This window comes from Tigheibacillus halophilus, from assembly GCF_042683165.1.
Classification (GTDB): Bacteria; Bacillota; Bacilli; order Bacillales; family Amphibacillaceae; genus Tigheibacillus; species Tigheibacillus halophilus.
The window spans coordinates 186,772-204,255 of sequence record NZ_JBHUIZ010000014.1 but is presented as its reverse complement, the minus strand read 5'-3'; the positions used below and the strand labels follow the sequence as shown (position 1 = coordinate 204,255).

17 protein-coding genes are annotated in these 17,484 nt (G+C 42.5%); 12 read left to right on the top strand and 5 right to left on the bottom strand.

The features are described 5' to 3' along the window. Positions 1-78: 78 nt before the first annotated feature. The gene (locus tag ACFSMW_RS15630; RefSeq protein ID WP_390357197.1) at positions 79-240 is read left to right on the top strand and encodes a hypothetical protein; all 162 of its coding nucleotides are present in this window, start codon (positions 79-81) and stop codon (positions 238-240) included. 189 nt (positions 241-429) lie between these two features. Further along, a complete protein-coding gene (gene ald / locus ACFSMW_RS15625; protein ID WP_390357195.1) occupies positions 430-1,548 on the top strand; it encodes an alanine dehydrogenase in 1,119 nt (372 codons plus the stop codon). 53 nt (positions 1,549-1,601) lie between these two features. Here the strand turns inward: ald and ACFSMW_RS15620 are convergent, their stop codons facing one another. Next, complete coding sequence (locus ACFSMW_RS15620) at positions 1,602-2,699, bottom strand: M24 family metallopeptidase (protein ID WP_390357193.1); 1,098 nt, start codon at positions 2,697-2,699, stop codon at positions 1,602-1,604. Between the two features lie 175 nt (positions 2,700-2,874). On the opposite strand from ACFSMW_RS15620, the gene ACFSMW_RS15615 reads away from it, so the two are divergent. From ACFSMW_RS15615 to ACFSMW_RS15600, 4 genes are all read left to right on the top strand, one after another. After that, a complete protein-coding gene (locus ACFSMW_RS15615; protein ID WP_390357191.1) occupies positions 2,875-3,543 on the top strand; it encodes a PspA/IM30 family protein in 669 nt (222 codons plus the stop codon). Between the two features lie 151 nt (positions 3,544-3,694). Further along, positions 3,695-4,375 carry a metal-dependent hydrolase gene (locus tag ACFSMW_RS15610; protein WP_390357189.1) on the top strand — a complete coding sequence of 227 codons (681 nt, stop codon included), beginning with the start codon at positions 3,695-3,697 and terminating at the stop codon, positions 4,373-4,375. 641 nt (positions 4,376-5,016) lie between these two features. Next, a complete protein-coding gene (locus ACFSMW_RS15605) occupies positions 5,017-5,244 on the top strand; it encodes a hypothetical protein (protein ID WP_390357187.1) in 228 nt (75 codons plus the stop codon). A 71-nt stretch (positions 5,245-5,315) separates the two neighbouring features. Continuing rightward, positions 5,316-6,629, top strand: coding sequence for a DRTGG domain-containing protein (locus tag ACFSMW_RS15600; protein WP_390357185.1), 1,314 nt, complete (start codon positions 5,316-5,318; stop codon positions 6,627-6,629). Positions 6,630-6,763: 134 nt separating this feature from the next. On the opposite strand, the gene ACFSMW_RS15595 is transcribed toward ACFSMW_RS15600, so the two are convergent. Continuing rightward, a complete protein-coding gene (locus tag ACFSMW_RS15595) occupies positions 6,764-7,120 on the bottom strand; it encodes a YtpI family protein (protein WP_390357183.1) in 357 nt (118 codons plus the stop codon). Positions 7,121-7,289: 169 nt separating this feature from the next. Between ACFSMW_RS15595 and ACFSMW_RS15590 the strand changes: the two genes are divergently transcribed. After that, a complete protein-coding gene (locus ACFSMW_RS15590) occupies positions 7,290-8,237 on the top strand; it encodes a DHH family phosphoesterase (protein WP_390357278.1) in 948 nt (315 codons plus the stop codon). Positions 8,238-8,311: 74 nt separating this feature from the next. Here the strand turns inward: ACFSMW_RS15590 and ACFSMW_RS15585 are convergent, their stop codons facing one another. Genes ACFSMW_RS15585 through ytrH form a run of 3 tightly spaced genes read right to left on the bottom strand, consistent with a single transcriptional unit; the run spans position 8,312 to position 9,381 of the window. Continuing rightward, on the bottom strand, positions 8,312-8,509 hold the full coding sequence (locus tag ACFSMW_RS15585; protein WP_390357181.1) for a YtzJ family protein: 198 nt from the start codon (positions 8,507-8,509) through the stop codon (positions 8,312-8,314). A gap of 39 nt (positions 8,510-8,548) precedes the next feature. After that, complete coding sequence (gene ytrI / locus ACFSMW_RS15580; RefSeq protein ID WP_390357179.1) at positions 8,549-9,052, bottom strand: sporulation membrane protein YtrI; 504 nt, start codon at positions 9,050-9,052, stop codon at positions 8,549-8,551. Next, entirely contained in the window at positions 9,052-9,381 is a 330-nt protein-coding gene (gene ytrH, locus ACFSMW_RS15575) for a sporulation membrane protein YtrH (RefSeq protein ID WP_390357177.1), read from the bottom strand. Before ytrH ends, ytrI begins: the two co-directional genes overlap by 1 nt. A gap of 285 nt (positions 9,382-9,666) precedes the next feature. Here ytrH and dnaE point away from each other — a divergent pair, with 285 nt between their 5' ends. The 5 genes from dnaE to accA all read left to right on the top strand — a co-directional run bounded on the left by dnaE (position 9,667) and on the right by accA (position 17,055). Next, positions 9,667-13,017: a DNA polymerase III subunit alpha gene (gene dnaE / locus ACFSMW_RS15570; RefSeq protein ID WP_390357176.1), complete on the top strand. Its 3,351-nt coding sequence runs from the start codon at positions 9,667-9,669 to the stop codon at positions 13,015-13,017. A gap of 113 nt (positions 13,018-13,130) precedes the next feature. Next, entirely contained in the window at positions 13,131-14,363 is a 1,233-nt protein-coding gene (gene ystJ, locus ACFSMW_RS15565; protein ID WP_390357174.1) for an NADP-dependent malic enzyme, read from the top strand. A gap of 97 nt (positions 14,364-14,460) precedes the next feature. Further along, on the top strand, positions 14,461-15,090 hold the full coding sequence (locus ACFSMW_RS15560) for a FadR/GntR family transcriptional regulator (RefSeq protein WP_390357172.1): 630 nt from the start codon (positions 14,461-14,463) through the stop codon (positions 15,088-15,090). 145 nt (positions 15,091-15,235) lie between these two features. Continuing rightward, complete coding sequence (gene accD / locus ACFSMW_RS15555) at positions 15,236-16,096, top strand: acetyl-CoA carboxylase, carboxyltransferase subunit beta (protein ID WP_390357170.1); 861 nt, start codon at positions 15,236-15,238, stop codon at positions 16,094-16,096. Continuing rightward, positions 16,093-17,055, top strand: coding sequence for an acetyl-CoA carboxylase carboxyl transferase subunit alpha (gene accA / locus ACFSMW_RS15550; RefSeq protein ID WP_390357168.1), 963 nt, complete (start codon positions 16,093-16,095; stop codon positions 17,053-17,055). The genes accD and accA overlap by 4 nt, the downstream gene beginning before the upstream one ends. The last annotated feature ends 429 nt before the right edge of the window (positions 17,056-17,484 follow it).

Below are 17,484 nucleotides of genomic sequence, written 5' to 3'. Positions count from 1 at the left end.
GCATTTCAGGTGTCCTTAGTGATTCTATTCCCGTAATAAGGCGAGGTAAAACACATCAATCGTAGTGGGGGTGCTAAAATGGCTGCTGACGAAAAAAAGGTCACGCAATTTGTACAGGAAGAAAAAGACGGTGTCGCCGCTGTAAGGAATCAGCTTTTTGAAAGTTATCAAAGTGGTGTTGTCGAAGACCAGCTTCACAACAATAAAGCGATTCATCATTTTAATAACCAAAAGAAATAGGTTTTAGGGAGGCGTTCCCGTGCAAGGGAACGCCTCTCTTTTTAGTGGTATTGGTTCGAAATTGCAACGTTCTCATACCCGATATGCAAAATATTTGTTAAAATAGTATTGGTGGATGAATTATTATCGGTAATCTGCTACAATGAAAGTGCTTACAAGATGAGAACTGTAAAGGGAGAGTGTTTACCAATGAACATCGGGGTACCGAAAGAGATTAAAAACAATGAGAACAGGGTGGCAATGACACCTGCTGGTGTTGTGGCTTTGAAAAGCGCCGGGCATAAAGTATACATTGAAAAAGGTGCCGGGCTAGGTTCCAATTTTACGGACGAGCAGTACAGCGAAGTCGGAGCTGTCATGGTAAATAGTGCTTCTGAAGCATGGGACCAGGAGATGGTCATGAAAGTGAAAGAACCGTTACCTGAGGAATATGGTTATTTTCGTGAAGGCCTTATTTTATTTACATATTTACATTTGGCTAATGAACCTGAGTTGACAAAAGTAATGATTGAGAAAAAAGTGATCGGGATTGCTTATGAAACAGTACAGCTGCCGAACAGGACACTGCCGCTGCTGACCCCGATGAGTGAAGTTGCTGGAAGAATGTCTGCACAAATTGGCTCTCAATTCCTGGAGAAAAATAACGGAGGCAAGGGTGTACTTCTTTCAGGCATACCTGGCGTCAAACGTTCACGGGTTACAGTCATCGGCGGGGGAGTTGTTGGCATGAATGCTGCTAAAATCGCTTGTGGTCTTGGGGCTGACGTAACCATTGTCGATTTGAATCCAGAACGATTGCGCCAGCTTGAAGATATTTTCGGTTCATCCGTGAACACGGTGATGTCTAACCCGATGAACATCGCTGATGCTGTAAAGGAATCTGATCTGGTCATTGGGTCGGTGCTGATTCCAGGAGCAAAGGCGCCGAAATTAGTCAGTGAAGAAATGATTAAGTCTATGGCTGAGGGCTCAGTTGTTGTTGATGTCGCAATCGATCAGGGAGGAAATTTCGAGACAAGTGATCGGATCACAACACATGATGAACCGACATTCGTCAAACACGGTGTCGTCCATTACACAGTTGCCAATATGCCTGGAGCAGTTCCACGAACAGCAACTATGGGATTGACAAATGTGACCATTCCTTACGCGCTGCAAATCGCCAATAAAGGTTACAGACAGGCTTGTCTTGACAATGAGGCGTTATTAAAAGGGATCAATACATTGGACGGTTATGCAACTTATCAAGCAGTCGCTCAAGCACATGATATTGAATATCATAATGTCCATGGATTACTGGAAAGATAATTTACGTACTAAAGAGGCTCGAACCAAAGGGATCGAGCCTCTTTTAATTCACATCAATCGAGAACAAGAAGCTCTTTAGGATATTCAGTCAATATCTCGGCACCCTTTTCCGTCATGAAAATCATGTCTTCAATACGCACGCCGCCTTGGTTTGGAACGTATATACCAGGCTCAATGGTATAACACATCCCTGGCTGGAGCTGGAGCTGATTATTTTCGTGCATGGAAGGATATTCATGGGTTTCAATACCTAAGCCATGGCCAATGCGATGTTTGAAATAGTCACCATAGCCTGCTTCTTGAATGTGAGTCCGTGCAGCACGGTCAATCGCCCCTACAGCAGTTCCAAGCTGCGATGCATCAATCGCTTTTTGCTGTGCAGTTCTTACGGTTTCGTAAATGGTTCTTTGTTGGTCGGTGACAGACTTATAGGCGACTGTCCGGGTAATGTCTGAACAATATCCTTCATAGATGACTCCCAGGTCAAATAAAACCATGTCCCCTTTTTCAATCTTTTTGGCTCCTGGTGTACCGTGTGGTGAAGCTGTTTTATCTCCGGATAGTGCCATTGTCGAGAAAGACATACCTTGTATGCCTTCTTTTTTTAAGGTGTATTCGATCGTTGCAATCAGATCGAATTCGGAGACACCTTCCTGAATGGCCGCCACACCAGTTCTCACTCCTAAATCAGCGAGCGCAGCAGCTTGTTTCAGCAAGGTATACTCTTTTTTATTTTTGATAAGACGAAGCCCTGCAAGTGAGTCTTCGGCGTTCATCATTTCTGCTTGAGGAAAAATCTCCTTCACCTTTAAATAGCGTTCCAATGTGACTTGGTTAGATTCGAGAGCGATGGAATTGATTTTAGTACTGCGTTTTTGAAGAAATAACCGGAACATTTCCCACGGGTCTTCATGATCATAATAAGCGATAGTAGGAAACTTCCAACCGGCATTTTTCGCGTCTTCTTCTTCCATAGCAGGCAGTATCAAAAGCGGGTCCTCATGTTGGCAAACAAATATAGCGAGCAGACGCTCATGGGGGTCTGAATTGTAATTACTCAAATAATAAACATTTGCTGGCGATGTGACCAGCACGCTGTCCATATTATTTGTTTTCATTTGTTTCAGCAGGTTTTCCAGGCGTTCTGTCATGAACATTTCACCTCTTCAAATTGATTATCTGTTCCATAATAACTCTATACCAAGCCTTGGTCATCTGCAAATAATTAACCGGCCGGAATTGTTTTTTTGAAACCTTTAGCGCATTTTTTCGTAATACATAGGGAAGAGTTGAATAGACGCTATATAAATTGAAGGAGGAATACTCATGTTCAAATTTTTTGGCCGTATTAAAACTATTGTTAGTTCGGAACTGAATGCAGCGTTGGATAAAGCAGAAGACCCTGTGAAGATGCTTGATCAATATATGCGAGATATGGGCGAGGAAATTGCAGAAGTGGAAAAAGCTGTTGCAAAACAAATCGCCAATGAAAAGATTCTTAAACATAAGAAAGAGGATGCTGAAGCTAAAGTCGCTAAAAGACAACATCAGGCGGAACAAGCCGTGCAAGCCGGAAACGATGATTTGGCTAAACGTGCTCTGCAAGATAAAAAAGAACATGAAAATACTGTTGAAGCCTTGTCTCATTCATGGGAACAGGCAAAGAATGATTGTGAAATTCTTAAAAACAAATTGAATGAAATGAAAAAAGAGTATCAGCAAATGCAGTTGAAAAAAGATTCGTTAAAAGCCAGGGCAGAATCTGCCAAAGTGAAAACAAGACTGAACAGGACCATGTCAACGATTGGCAATGATGAATCCAAACGCGGTTTCGAGCGAATGGAAGAAAAAGTGCTGCAATTTGAAGCGGAAGCGGAGACAACGGAAGATTTAAGTAAGGAGTCCCGTACATTAGATGATGAATTTGCAAAACTTGACAACGATGTCACGGATGAACTGGCCGATTTGAAAAAAAAGCTTGCAAGCGAAGAATGAAGCATTCGAGAGCATATTACACAGCAAGATCAAGGGGCGGTCTTGGAAATCGGACTGATCCTTTAGAATATGAAAAAGGATTTATCTGTTTGAATGTCGAATATTAAAGGTATACCCCTAATGAAACTATTTGTAAGGAGAGATTTTATCGATGCAAGTATCTTACCATGGACATTCTGTTGTCCGCGTTAAAACAGACGAATATACTATCTTATTTGATCCGTACATTTCCGAAAATGAACAATGCGATCTTGATGCTGATAGTGTTGAAGCAGATGTCATCTTATTGACCCACGGACACAATGACCATGTGGGCGATACGATTGCGATTGCCCGACGCAACAATGCGTTGGTGGTAGCTCCCAATGAATTAGCTAACTATCTGGCTTCAAAGGGGTTGAATACCCATCCAATGCACATCGGCGGAGCTCATACATTTGAATTCGGCAAAGTCAAGCTCACACAAGCCTTTCATGGCTCTTCTTACACAGAAGAGGATGGTACAATCGTTTATACCGGTATGCCCGCTGGTATCATGCTGATGATAGATGGTAAGACAATTTATCATATGGGAGACACGGCATTATTCACCGACTTGAAAATGTATGGTGACATGCATGACATCGATTTGGCGTTTATACCAATTGGTGATAATTTCACGATGGGTCCCGAAGATGCCCTTGTCGCCACAGATTGGATAAAAGCGAAAACCGTCGTTCCCGTACATTACGATACATTCCCGGTTATCCAACAAGACCCAGATGCTTTTGCAGCCAAGGTGAAAACTGGCGAAGGGAAATGCATGAAGATCGGGGAAACAATCGAGCTATGATTATTATCGGGGCTAGGAAAAGCTAGCCTAAAATAACTAAAAATAGGCAGTACAGTTCAATTTCACATTTGGTTGACTAGCGCGAAAGGCGGCTGACTCCTTGAAAAAGAAATTCGCTTTTTTTGTGTGAGATGTAAATGCTGCTAAAGCGTTTCTTGTCCTGCGGGAACAAGGTCTTAGACCGGGTGAGTAATCACAGCGCAAGCACGAGTCTGAAGCCCTTGCAGCGATGGTTTCCTCTTAGAAAGTGCATGAGGGAAGGCAAGCTAAATACAGCTTTTGCGGTTAACGCTTGCCTATCCCTTGCCAGGACGCCCGCTAAAAAGCAGTAGCCTGGCGTGTGAAGCAACGAAATGGCTAAGCTGATAAAAAAGTTGAGCGGTTCCATGTCAAGATGGTACCGTCCAACTTTTTTTTACATTTACTGGGGTTTTGTTTCCCCCTTTTTCATGTTTAAGAAGATTGTATGCGTAATGGGCTATGATGATCCAGCTTGCCCGATTGTGAAATGAACGCTTCAGCTACTCGTACCTTATAATCTTCCGTGAAATGGAACTATTGTTTTTTATGTATGTCGGGGGCTGTCTGTTCTTAAAAAAACACGGCTGGCATAAACTAACAGCATAATGAGGAGGGTGTATATGAGACATTATGCTGTGTTGAGATTACTGCTTGCATTATTTTTCTTGTATTTCGCTTGGCCATTGATTCCTCAAGCTTCTTCAAGCATGGAATTACTTTTCTGGGCTGTCTGGATTGTTTTCCTTCTGCTGGTAGTAGGAGCGAACTTGGCTACGCTATTACAGATGACTAAGCCGCCTGTTATGGAACAGAAGTCTATGCAGAGAAGCAAAACGTATAATCGTTGAGGCATTCGGCAATCAACTGTATAATAGAAGGGGAACAAAATCATTAGTACAGTTGAAAGTCGGTGAAATGCATGGCGACAAAACATGAACAAATTCTTCAATATATTAATGGCTTGGAAATCGGACATAAAATTTCTGTCAGGCAGATTGCTAAAGTATTGAATGTCAGTGAGGGCACTGCCTACAGGGCAATTAAGGAAGCGGAAAACCAAGGACTGGTCAGTACAATCGAGAGAGTTGGGACCATACGTATTGAACGTAAAAAAAAGGAAAATTTTGAACGACTGACGTTTGCGGAAGTGGTCAATATTGTTGATGGACAAGTACTTGGGGGTAAAGCCGGGCTTCATAAGACGCTAAGCAAATTTCTAATTGGTGCGATGCAGGTGTCGGCGATTGCGAAATATACAGAACAGGATTCATTGCTGATTGTCGGTAACAGAATCAAAGCCCAGGAATTAGCGCTCAATGATGGAGCGGCTGTTCTGATTACCGGCGGATTCGATACAGACGATTATATCAAACAGATCGCAGATGAAAAGCAATTGCCAATCATTTCCACAAGTTATGACACATTTACAGTTGCCACGATGCTTAACCGCGCTATATATGATCAGCTTATTAAAAAGGAGATTGTTTTTGTCGGTGATATATTCACTCCTTTTTCCCAATGTTTATATCTTGAAAAAAATGATACAGCAGGTCGCTGGTTCGAATTCAATGAAACATATTCCCATAGCCGATTCCCTGTCCTGGACAACAAAAAAAGGGTAGTCGGCATGGTGACATCAAGAGATGTCATTGGCAAAGATATTCATATGCCAATTGAAAAAGTGATGACAAAGCATCCGTTGGTTGTCCAGACAAAGACTTCTCTGGCGTATGTCGCACATATGATGGTATGGGAAGGAATCGAGGTCGTCCCTGTAGTGGACCAGTCGAATGAGTTGAAAGGAATCGTATCCAGGCAGGATGCACTGAAGGCTTTACAGCAAATGCAGCGACAGCCGCAAATTGGCGAAACGATTGATGATATCGTATCCAGAAATATTGAGGTAGTCGAAGAAGAGAATGAAGAAATGTTTTGCCAAACAAAGGTGATCCCACAAATGACAAATCAGCTTGGTACATTGTCAAATGGTGTTTTCACTACGCTGATCACTGAAACGGTGAGAAGGCTGCTGTTGCAAATGAAAAAAAGTGAATTTGTCGTAGAGAATCTGACAATATTTTTCATCAAACCTGTTCCAATTGATACTGATTTGAAGATCAGACCGCACTTGCTGGACGCAGGGAGATTGTATGCCAAAATAGATGTGGAATTGTATAGTGGAGACAGGGTGGTTGGCAAGGCTCTGATGATGGCGCAACTGATAGACAAATAAAGCAAGGCGTTCAGAAAACTGTAAACAATGCACGATATACAGTGGGCAGGCTGAAGATGGGACTTCAAATTTTCTTGTGTTCCAAAAAAGGCTTTCCCACAATGATCGATTGAGGGAAAACCTATCGAAGCGGCTTACGATTCCGGATACAAACGCCGGAATTCTTTTCTATAATGTTTACTTTCTTTTAAACCTACATATAATTGCAAGCCGCCTAATATGATAAATACAATTCCGATGAACAGGGACAACCTTGTCTGATAGTAAACATATTGATTGATCCCGAAAAACAATATGAAGCTCCCAAGACAAATGCGGGATTTTCCATTATAATAACCGCGTGTAAGCCCATCAGGCGCTTTGATGATGGCTACTTTATAATACACGTATAATACGAGTGATATCACGATGATAATGGGAAAGATGACAGTCACGATAATTTCAGCTCCTTGCGTGTTTATCGGCTCGATATGTGAGCATCTATCGTTCATTGTAGCTTTTTTCTGTAAAAAAAGAAAGTCACAGAGCGTTTTAGAAGCAAGAAATCACCGGGATGTCTATCAAATGGAAGATTCGGGTTTAGCGATGTATTGACTCGGCGCAAAAGTATGGCAGTAAGGGTAAGAAAAAATAAATCAATTCAAAAGAGGTATTTGTATGATCTTAGATGAGATTCTGACAGCAATAGAAAAATTCAATACGATTATTATTCATAGACATGTTCGTCCTGATCCAGATGCTCTTGGTTCTCAAGCAGCTTTGCAAGAGGTGATCAGGGTATCTTATCCGGAAAAACAAGTTTTCAGCGTGGGTGAAAACGAACCATCGCTTTCTTTTCTTGCTGAAATGGATGATGTGGATGACGCGTTGTATGCAAACGCCCTTGTCATTGTCTGTGATACAGCGAATACGGATCGAATCGATGATGAACGTTACCAGAGGGGAGAAATGTTGATCAAGATTGATCATCATCCTGAGGTGGATCAGTACGGGGATCTGCAGTGGGTGGAACCTTCCGCCAGCTCCACAAGCGAAATGATTTATTCGCTGTCTCTGCATGGAGAATTACTGCATATGAACACGACGGCTGCAAGGCTTTTATATGCCGGAATTGTTGGGGATACGGGAAGATTCATGTATCCTAATACAACAAAGCGCACCATGGCTTATGCCGGTGATCTCCTTGCCTATGATTTTGACCGCCAGCAGCTATTTGATGGTCTGTACCAAATCAAACCGGAAATTGCAAAGTTGAAGGGATATATTTTACAGAATTATATATTGGGCGAAAGCGGATTGAGTACGATTCGACTGACACAAGACATTATGAATGAGTTCGGTTTGGATGCAAGTCAAACGAGTCAGACAGTCAGTACACTTGGGGAGTTGGAAGGGGTTGTTGCATGGGTCATGTTTGTGGAAGAGAAAAACCAGATTCGTGCACGTTTGCGGTCAAAAGGACCGATAATCAATCATATTGCTGAAGCATTTCATGGCGGAGGTCACCCCTTGGCTTCCGGAGCGACGGTGTACTCCTGGGAGGAAGCTGATAAATTATGCCAAGCCCTTGACGTTGTATGTAGTGCATATGCGAAAAAATTAAAATGACCGCTGTAATCGAGCAGGAGACAAAGTTACCAGATGGAAGGGTCTGACCATTGGTCAGCCTCTTCCTCTTGCAATCAACTGCTGATTGCATCCTGTACAGGGATGAAATAGCAGCCGCCCTGTGTATAATCAATTTGCACTTGAAGATTTTCTTTTCTGATTTCTTTGGAAAGGCGTTGAACCAATGTGGGGGATTCGACATAAGCAGTGTAGCCTTGACGAAGCAGTTTCATTTTTTCCTCACAGAGGCGTCCGTCTGCAATGACATGCATGTTACCATCTCCTTTTCGTCATGTTCAAGCATATTTCGATCAGTCGGAAATTTTTGCGGTAAGAACCAATTTTAATTTAGAAGATACAACCATACGATCAACTGTGAATGTATAAGAGAAATCATCAACATGATATGTTTTATTTTCTATTGTTGACACTATCAATTCATCACTTTTTCCAATCACTTCAGTTTCCAGGCCGATCAGCTGATCAAGATCTTTTTTTATTTTGTCTGAAAGCTGATGAATGATGAGGGGATCCAGTTTCAATTCTTCTGCATTTGAAATTTTGATTTCCATGATTTCTATTGTACTTGGCTTGTTATTTTCCTGATCTAAATCCTCGTTGTCTTCCATCAATGCTTCTTTTTGTTTCTGCAAGTCATTTACTTTCGATTGCAGTTCATAATTTTTTTCTACCAGCTTTCCATACATAGTCCCATGCATAAAAATGACGATCAGATAGCCTGCCAAAGCACCAAAAAAAACGCCTAAAAGGAATCGCTGCCAACTCGGTTTTTTATAGTATGGTGGAATATGCATCAGCCAACATCCTCCTGAATTGCCCAGCTCAGGAGCACCATTGCAGTTTTTACCCCGCCCATTGCGGAAAAAATGATCAATATTTGCTTGAATACATCCAATGCTGAACCATCCAAAGCTTTTTCGAAATTGGCTATTGCATCAAAAGTGCCCCCGATCGCAGCTACAATAGCCCATATTCGTAATTGTTTCGCTACTCGCGTGACAGCGTTCAATGGCGGATTACCTGTTATGAAATACCCGATACTGCCAATTAATGCCCCGCCAATAATAACCCCTAAAGCAATGAAATAACATTGAATAAAAGAAACTAAAAAGCGTTCCTCCATGGCAAAAGCGCCCCTTTATAGCTGATCTTTTATTATTGTATGAACGGGCAGGACAGGTTATGCTAATATGCTTCTGGGCCAGCCGACATGCTATAAGGGATTTCGGAGGAAACAACAATGCAATTTTCATGGTCGATGTTTTGTTCTATGATCTGATGTGAGGGCTGTGTACTATGCTGTTTATTCAGACATGTTTAAAATAGAGAGCTTTGTCAAAATACACGCATGGCTGGATGACTTGATTCGCATCATTTATAATGAAAAAAGAGAAAGAGGTGGGAACTGATGTCATTTACACATTTGCAGGTAAAAAGCGGATTTAGCTTCATGCAAAGTGCAGTCACCATTCCGAAGTTGATAAGGAAAGCAAAACAGCTCGATTTTACTACACTTGCAATCACCGATGAGCATGTTTTATATGGCGTCATCCCCTTTTATAAAGCCTGTTTAGCAAATGATATCAAGCCTGTCATAGGCATGACAGTGCAAATCATTACACAAGAGCAGGAAACGGACACTTGTGTTCTGCTGGCGAAAAATAATAACGGTTATCAACAACTTTCCAGATTGAGTACCTTTCTTCAAACGGCACATCAATCCGGTGTAGAAAAAAACGTTTTCCAAGACTACACTAATGACCTGATCTGTATTTTGCCTTTCTCGCACAGCAGGTTGAATTATATGCTTGGAGCTTCTTCTGATGAACGAAGTAAAGATTATCTTCATTCCTGGCAAAAATTATTTGCCCCGGGTGATTTTTATGTTGGCGTGGAGGATCATGGTAATGAACAAGAACGGCTACTGAGAAAAAAATTGAAAATACTGCTGGAAAAAAATAAAATTCCGGCCGTGGCGATAAATGACGTCTGCTACCTGGAGGCCCAGGATGATATGGCCCACGATTGCTTGCAGGCGATCCGCAGGGGAGTACAGTGGGATTCGGAATTTGCTGATCCTGTAAAAAAACGGCACCATCTCAGAACAAAGGAAGAGATGTCCCGGTTATTCGCTGATTGGCCCGAGGCGATTAGCGAAACTGGGGCGATCGTGGAAAAATGCCATGTGCATTTTTCATTTAACAACCGAATGCTGCCCTCCTACCCGTTGCCGGCCGACCAGGATGCGGCGTCATATTTGCGGGAATTATGCCAGAAAAACCTGAAAAAAAAATATCCGGATGCAAAGGGGAGTGTTCAAAAACGGCTTGCCTACGAGCTGGATATTATCACTTCTATGCAATTTAGTGATTATTTTTTGATTGTGTGGGATTTTATCAAATATGCGAAAGACCATAATATCATGGTGGGACCTGGAAGGGGATCCTCAGCAGGGTCATTGGTTGCGTATGTGCTGGATATAACGGAAGTGGACCCAATAAAGCATGAATTGCTATTCGAACGTTTTCTTAACCCGGAACGAGTGACAATGCCTGATATTGACGTCGATTTTTCTGATCGCAGAAGAGATGAAGTGATTGCATATGTCAAAAACAAATACGGTACGGAACACGTAGCGCAAATCGTTACATTCGGGACATTTGCGGCCAGATCAATCATTCGGGAACTCATGAAGACGATGGCTGTCGATCAGCAGGACAGCCATTTCATTCTGAAGCAAATGCCGCAGCATACCAGTAAAACGTTGCAAGAGATTGTACAGGAAAACCCTGAGTTGAAAAAATATATCAGTCAGTCTAAAAAGCTCCAGGAATTATTTTCTCTTGCAATCCGCTTGGAGGGGCTGCCAAGGCATATTTCCACACACGCTGCGGGGGTGGTGATCAGTGAACAACCATTGCTTGAACATGTTCCATTGACATCGAGCGGCGGAGATATGTACTTGACACAATTCACTATGACTGACTTAGAAAGCTTGGGCTTATTGAAAATTGACTTTCTTGGACTCCGCAACCTTACTTTGCTTGAAAGAATACTGCAATCAGCGAGCCAAAGCACTGGCCAGTCACTATCACTCAAAAATATCAGGCCAGAGGATGCAAAAACATTCCGTATGCTTAAAAATGGCAAAACAAACGGTATCTTTCAGCTGGAATCCGAAGGGATGAAAAGTGTTTTGAAGCAGCTTGAGCCATCTTCTTTCGATGACATTGTCGCTGTCAATGCGCTATACAGACCGGGTCCGATGGAGAATATTCCTGTTTACATCGCTCGAAAGCATGGCAAACAAAAAATCACTTATCCGCACCCGGATTTGGAGCCGATCCTGCAGCCGACCTATGGTGTACTGATCTATCAGGAACAGATTATGCAAATTGCTCACCAAATTGCAGGCTTCTCTTTAGGGGAAGCAGACATTTTACGTAGGGCAGTCAGCAAGAAAAAAAAGGAAGTCATGCAGCAACAAAGGGCTCTTTTTATACGAGGGTGTGTGGCAAAAGGTTATGACTTGTCTGTTGCAGAAGAATTGTTTGCTTGGATTGTCAAATTTTCAAATTATGGTTTTCCGAAGGGACACGCAGTAGCCTATAGTAAAATAGCATATCAGCTGGCATATTTGAAATCGCATTTTACTGTATATTTTTATGCGGAATTGCTAAGCTCGACCACTAATCAGCCAGACAAGCTGCATTTGTATCTGAAAGAAATGAAAGAGTCCGGTATCCAGCTCCTGCCGCCTGCCGTCAATAAAAGTTTTGGAAGATATACGGTTGAAAATGGCCATATCAGAATTGGCTTGCTTGGCATTAAGGGTATATCAAACAAAACTGTTCAGGAAATTATAAAAGCTCGTGGCAAAAAAAAGTTTACCAGTTTGTCCGATTTTTACTTGCGGGTTTCAGGCAAGGCTGTCAGCCGAGGGGCGATGGAAATACTGATCATGGCAGGGGCATTTGATGAAATTTATCCTAACAGGGCCAGTGTGCTGGCATCGATCGACAGAGCTATGGAGCAAGGGGAATTATTCAAGGAATTCGCTGATCAGCCTGATCTGTTTGCAGAACAATTTCCGTTGGAAGAGTCATATGTGGAAATGGAAGATTTCAGCTTACCGAAAAAACTCGCAGACGAAAAGGAACTGCTTGGCATGTATGTCTCAAGCCATCCTTTGAAGAGTTACCGTCATACTTTGGATAATCAGGGATACATACCACTTGCCGGTGCTGAAAGGTTTGCAGGTCAAAAAAATCGCAAAGCCGTTGCCATTGTTCAGCAAATCAGAAAGATACGTACGAAGCGTGGAGAATCCATGGCATTTATAGTCTTGGCAGACGAAACAGACGAAATAGACGCAGTTATTTTTCCGGATTTATATCGTGAACATGGCAACTGGCTTGAGGAAGAAGCAATGGTGAAAGTTACCGGAAAAGTCGAATGGCGACGTACGAATTTGCAATGGGTCATTTCTCGACTGGAGCCGTTTCATATAGAAGAAGTGCAGACTGACAGTAAAGCAGTTTTGATATCGATCCGTGTTGTCGATCGCAACGGACGGGAAACAATGCAATTTCTAAAAAAAATAATGGAACATCATCCGGGACAAACACCGGTGAAGCTGGTCCATGACCAACAAACCTATCATGTGAAAAATTGTTTGCTGGCGCCGGATCCTGCCTGTATCGCACAGCTGCATTCTTTTTTTGGTGAGGGAAATGTAGAGATGATTCAAGGGGAATAACACTGCCATCGCTTTACTTTACAGTGTAAACTGTTCTGTTATAATAAAGTAGTTGAGTGGTCTGACCACCAGGACGAACCGTTAAACTTATATGAAACAAGGGGAGATATCATATGGACATGCGCGATGAAGCTTTGCATATGCACAAAACGGCTAAAGGAAAAATTGCAACCCAACCCAAAGTTAACGTAAAAACCCCTAGAGATTTAAGCTTGGCTTATTCACCATGGGTTGCGGAGCCATGTAAGCAAATACATGATAACAAGGCTAAAGTTTATGACTATACAATGAAAAGCAACATGGTGGCGGTCGTGACAAATGGCTCTGCCGTTCTCGGTCTAGGTAATATCGGACCGGAAGCTTCCCTGCCTGTAATGGAAGGGAAGGCAGTTCTATTCAAAAACTTTGCCGGAGTGGATGCCTTCCCGATTTGTCTTGATACACAGGATGAGGACGAAATCGTACAGGCTGTCAAGCTGCTTCAGCCAGGTTTTGGAGGCGTCAACTTGGAAGATATTGCTGCTCCGGCTTGCTTCCGGATAGAAGAAAGATTGAAAAAAGCGACAGACATCCCGATTTTCCACGATGATCAACACGGAACGGCCATTGTCACTGTTGCGGGACTGATGAACGCACTGAAACTGACCGGCAAATCTTTTTCAGAGATCAAGGTGGTTGCCAATGGTGCGGGTGCTGCAGGTGTGGCGATCATTAAGTTGTTATATAGTTTCGGTGTGCGTGAAATGATTATGTGCGATTCGCGCGGAGCCATTTATGAGGGCAGAAAAGATGGTATGAACAGCGTAAAGGATGAAATTGCCAAATTTACGAACAGCCAACGGAAACTAGGATCCCTGGCAGAAGTAATCGAAGGGGCGGATGTATTTATCGGGGTATCTGTTGGAGGGGCATTATCGAAAGAAATGGTCCAAACGATGGCTGAAGATCCGATCATTTTTGCGATGGCGAATCCTGAGCCGGAAATCATGCCGGATGATGCGAAAGAAGCGGGTGCGAAAGTTGTTGGGACAGGCCGCTCTGATTTTCCGAATCAAGTGAACAATGTACTGGCCTTTCCGGGGATATTCCGCGGTGCTTTGGATGTCAGAGCGACGAGGATCAATGAGAGAATGAAGATTGCTGCTGCCAAAGCGATCGCATCTCTGGTGACAGAGGATGAACTAGGGGCTGACCATGTGATACCTGGCCCGTTTGACAGCCGGGTTGCACCTGCTGTTGCAGCGAGTGTGGCCAAAGCTGCCATGGAATCCGGTGTAGCCCGTATCAACGTGGATCCGAAAACGGTGGAGGAAAAAACCCAACAGTTGACGCGAATTCCGGATTGAGCATGTGTTTGCAGGAATGGTTTGTTTCCTGCCTTAGTACAATGAAGGCATTCACCATGGGCTTGGCGAATACCAAGTTTTTTAAGAAGGAGTGACCATGGCCGTGACCATGTCCCCAAAACAAAAAGTGTATCAGGAAGTTTTGCAGGAAATTCGAACTTACATTGATGAAAACCACCTTCAAACCGGTGACAAACTTCCTTCGGAAAGAGATTTATCAGAGAAACTGCACGCTGGCAGATCCTCTGTCAGAGAAGCATTGCGGGCGATGGAATTACTGGGGCTGATTGAGACTAGACGAGGAGAAGGAACGTTTTTGACAACCTATCAACCTTACCAGTCAGTAGAACTGCTGTCGTCATTTATTCTAAGGAAAGACGGAATCAAAGATGAACTATTCTTGACAAGAGCAATTTTGGAAAAAGAGGTTGCCAAAATTGCTTTTCGTGATCTGGATGAGCAAGATTTGTCCATTTTGGAAGGTTTGCTCCAAGATGATGCAATAAAACCTGAAGAAAGACATTTGGACTTTTTCGGATTATTATTTTCTAAAATAAATAACTTGCTTCTGGCAAAAATATGGGGGCTTATTGAAGCATTTTCGTTGACGGCCCAGCATTTTTACTATGATGAGGATTTCTATCATGATTTGCTAAGTTTATATAAACATGACCAGTACGATGAAATTGAAGATCTATTTCACCACAACATAAAAATTAGAAACTAAAACATATAAATATATGATATCGACAGAAAAAGACAGCATTTTTATAAGAAATGCTGTATAGTGACTGCAAGCATACAAGCGCAAAGATGTCGTTATGTTGAAATGGAGGGCATTTTTGCCGTTCCGGGGAAAGAGAGGGATAATCTTGCTGAAAGATTTTTTTATAAAAAAAAGGAAATATGCATCAATACCAGGGGCAGATTCCAAGGTGGATATACCCGCAGGGCTGATGAGAAAATGTGAAGCATGCCACAAAATATATTACAGAAAAGAATTGAAGAAAAATTTGAATGTATGTCCCAACTGTGGGCATCATCATCGCCTTGAAGCTTGGGAGCGTATTGAAAGCTTGTTTGACATGGAGACATTTCAAGAATGGGATGCTTCCATGATTTCTGCCAATCCGTTGGAATTCCCCGACTACGAGAAAAAGTTAGAAAAAGATATGCAAAAAACCGGTCTTCATGAAGGTGTAGTGACTGGGAAAGGAAGTCTGGACGGGCATGTTGCAGCAATAGCCGTGATGGACGCACGTTTTCGTATGGGCAGTATGGGTTCCGTTATTGGGGAAAAAATAGCAAGAGCCATTGAACGGGCAAAAGAGGAATCTATTCCATTCATCATCTTTACCGCATCAGGGGGAGCAAGGATGCAAGAGGGTGTGTTAAGTCTAATGCAAATGTCAAAAACCTCTGTCGCTATCAGCAGATTTTCTGCGGCTGGCGGATTGATGATCTCGGTTATGACTCATCCTACGACAGGCGGGGTATCTGCAAGCTTTGCGTCACAGGGGGACTACAATTTTGCCGAACCAGGTGCTTTGATCGGATTCGCAGGCAGAAGGATCATTGAACAGACTACAAGGGAAAAACTGCCCGATGACTTTCAAACTGCGGAATTTTTATTAAAACACGGACAACTCGACAAAGTGATTCATCGTCATGATATGAAAAAAACACTTGGGACATTGCTTAGGATGCATCAGAAGGGCGGGACACAACATTGAAACATGTCTTGGAATTTGAAAAACCTGTAGTGAATTTGAAAGATAAAATTTCTGAGCTGAAAAAAATGACCAGTGATAGCGAAATCGATCTGACTGATGAAATAGCCATCATGGAGCAGCGTCTTGCAAATCTGGAGAATGATATATATGGCAATTTGAAACCATGGGAAAGAGTACAGATGGCAAGACATCCGGAAAGACCGACAAGTCTTGACTATATTTCGGAAATATTCGAGGATTTTATCGAATTCCATGGTGATAGATATTTTGGTGACGATGAAGCTCTCGTCGCAGGTGTGGCTTTTTATAAAAGCAAGCCAGTCACAGTAATTGGCCATCAGCGTGGGAAAAACACCAAAGAAAATCTCAAAAGAAATTTTGGCATGCCTCACCCGGAAGGTTACCGGAAAGCATTGCGACATATGAAACTAGCCGAAAAATTTCATCGGCCGATCATCTGTTTCATCGATACAAAAGGGGCCGATCCTGGCAAAGAATCTGAAGAAAGAGGCCAAAGTGAAGCGATTGCGAACAATCTTCTTCAGATGGCAGGTCTGACAGTTCCTATCATCTGTGTTGTCATTGGGGAAGGCGGAAGTGGCGGTGCGTTGGCAATTGGTGTCGGGGATCGTGTATATATGCTGGAAAACGCAACATATTCCGTCATTTCTCCAGAAGGAGCAGCAGCTTTATTGTGGAAGGATTCAGGACAAGCCAAGCGAGCTGCAGAAACAATGCAAATCACATCTTACGACTTAAAGAAGCTGGAAATTATTGATGGCATTATCAAAGAGCCAAAAGGCGGTGCGCATCGTGATATTCAGCAGCAGGCGGCAAACATTGACAAGGTATTGGATAAGACACTGACAGAGCTGTCCAAAATGTCCCCAGATGAATTATTGGACAAACGGTGGGATAAATATAAGTGTATGGGAGCGTTTGCGACCATGGGAGACTGACTGTTTCAGTCTCTTTTATTTTTTAAATCACATTTACGGAATAGAATTATCAGATTGTGTGTCTGATGACAACTCTATATTAAAATGCAATATTTATAAACGCAATGTACGAAAGCTAAAGTAGGGATGGGGAATCCTGACTAGATGAGAAGGTTTCAGCTAACTGCTGACCTTAGCTTTGGATCGCCTTTTGAATTTTTCTTGAAGAGGACTTCGCATAGAATGCCCACACATCAAGTGGGATTCCTGATATGAATCCACTTTGGAAAAACAGCCCTTTTTTAATGGAAGCAGAGGCTTTATGAAACGTTGCCAAAAGTATGTTACATTTGCAATGGCATATACCGTTTTAATTATTTTCAACGCTTATGTACAACACATTTAGAGGATAAATGTTTACATATGAACTATTAATTGATATTTTTTTTG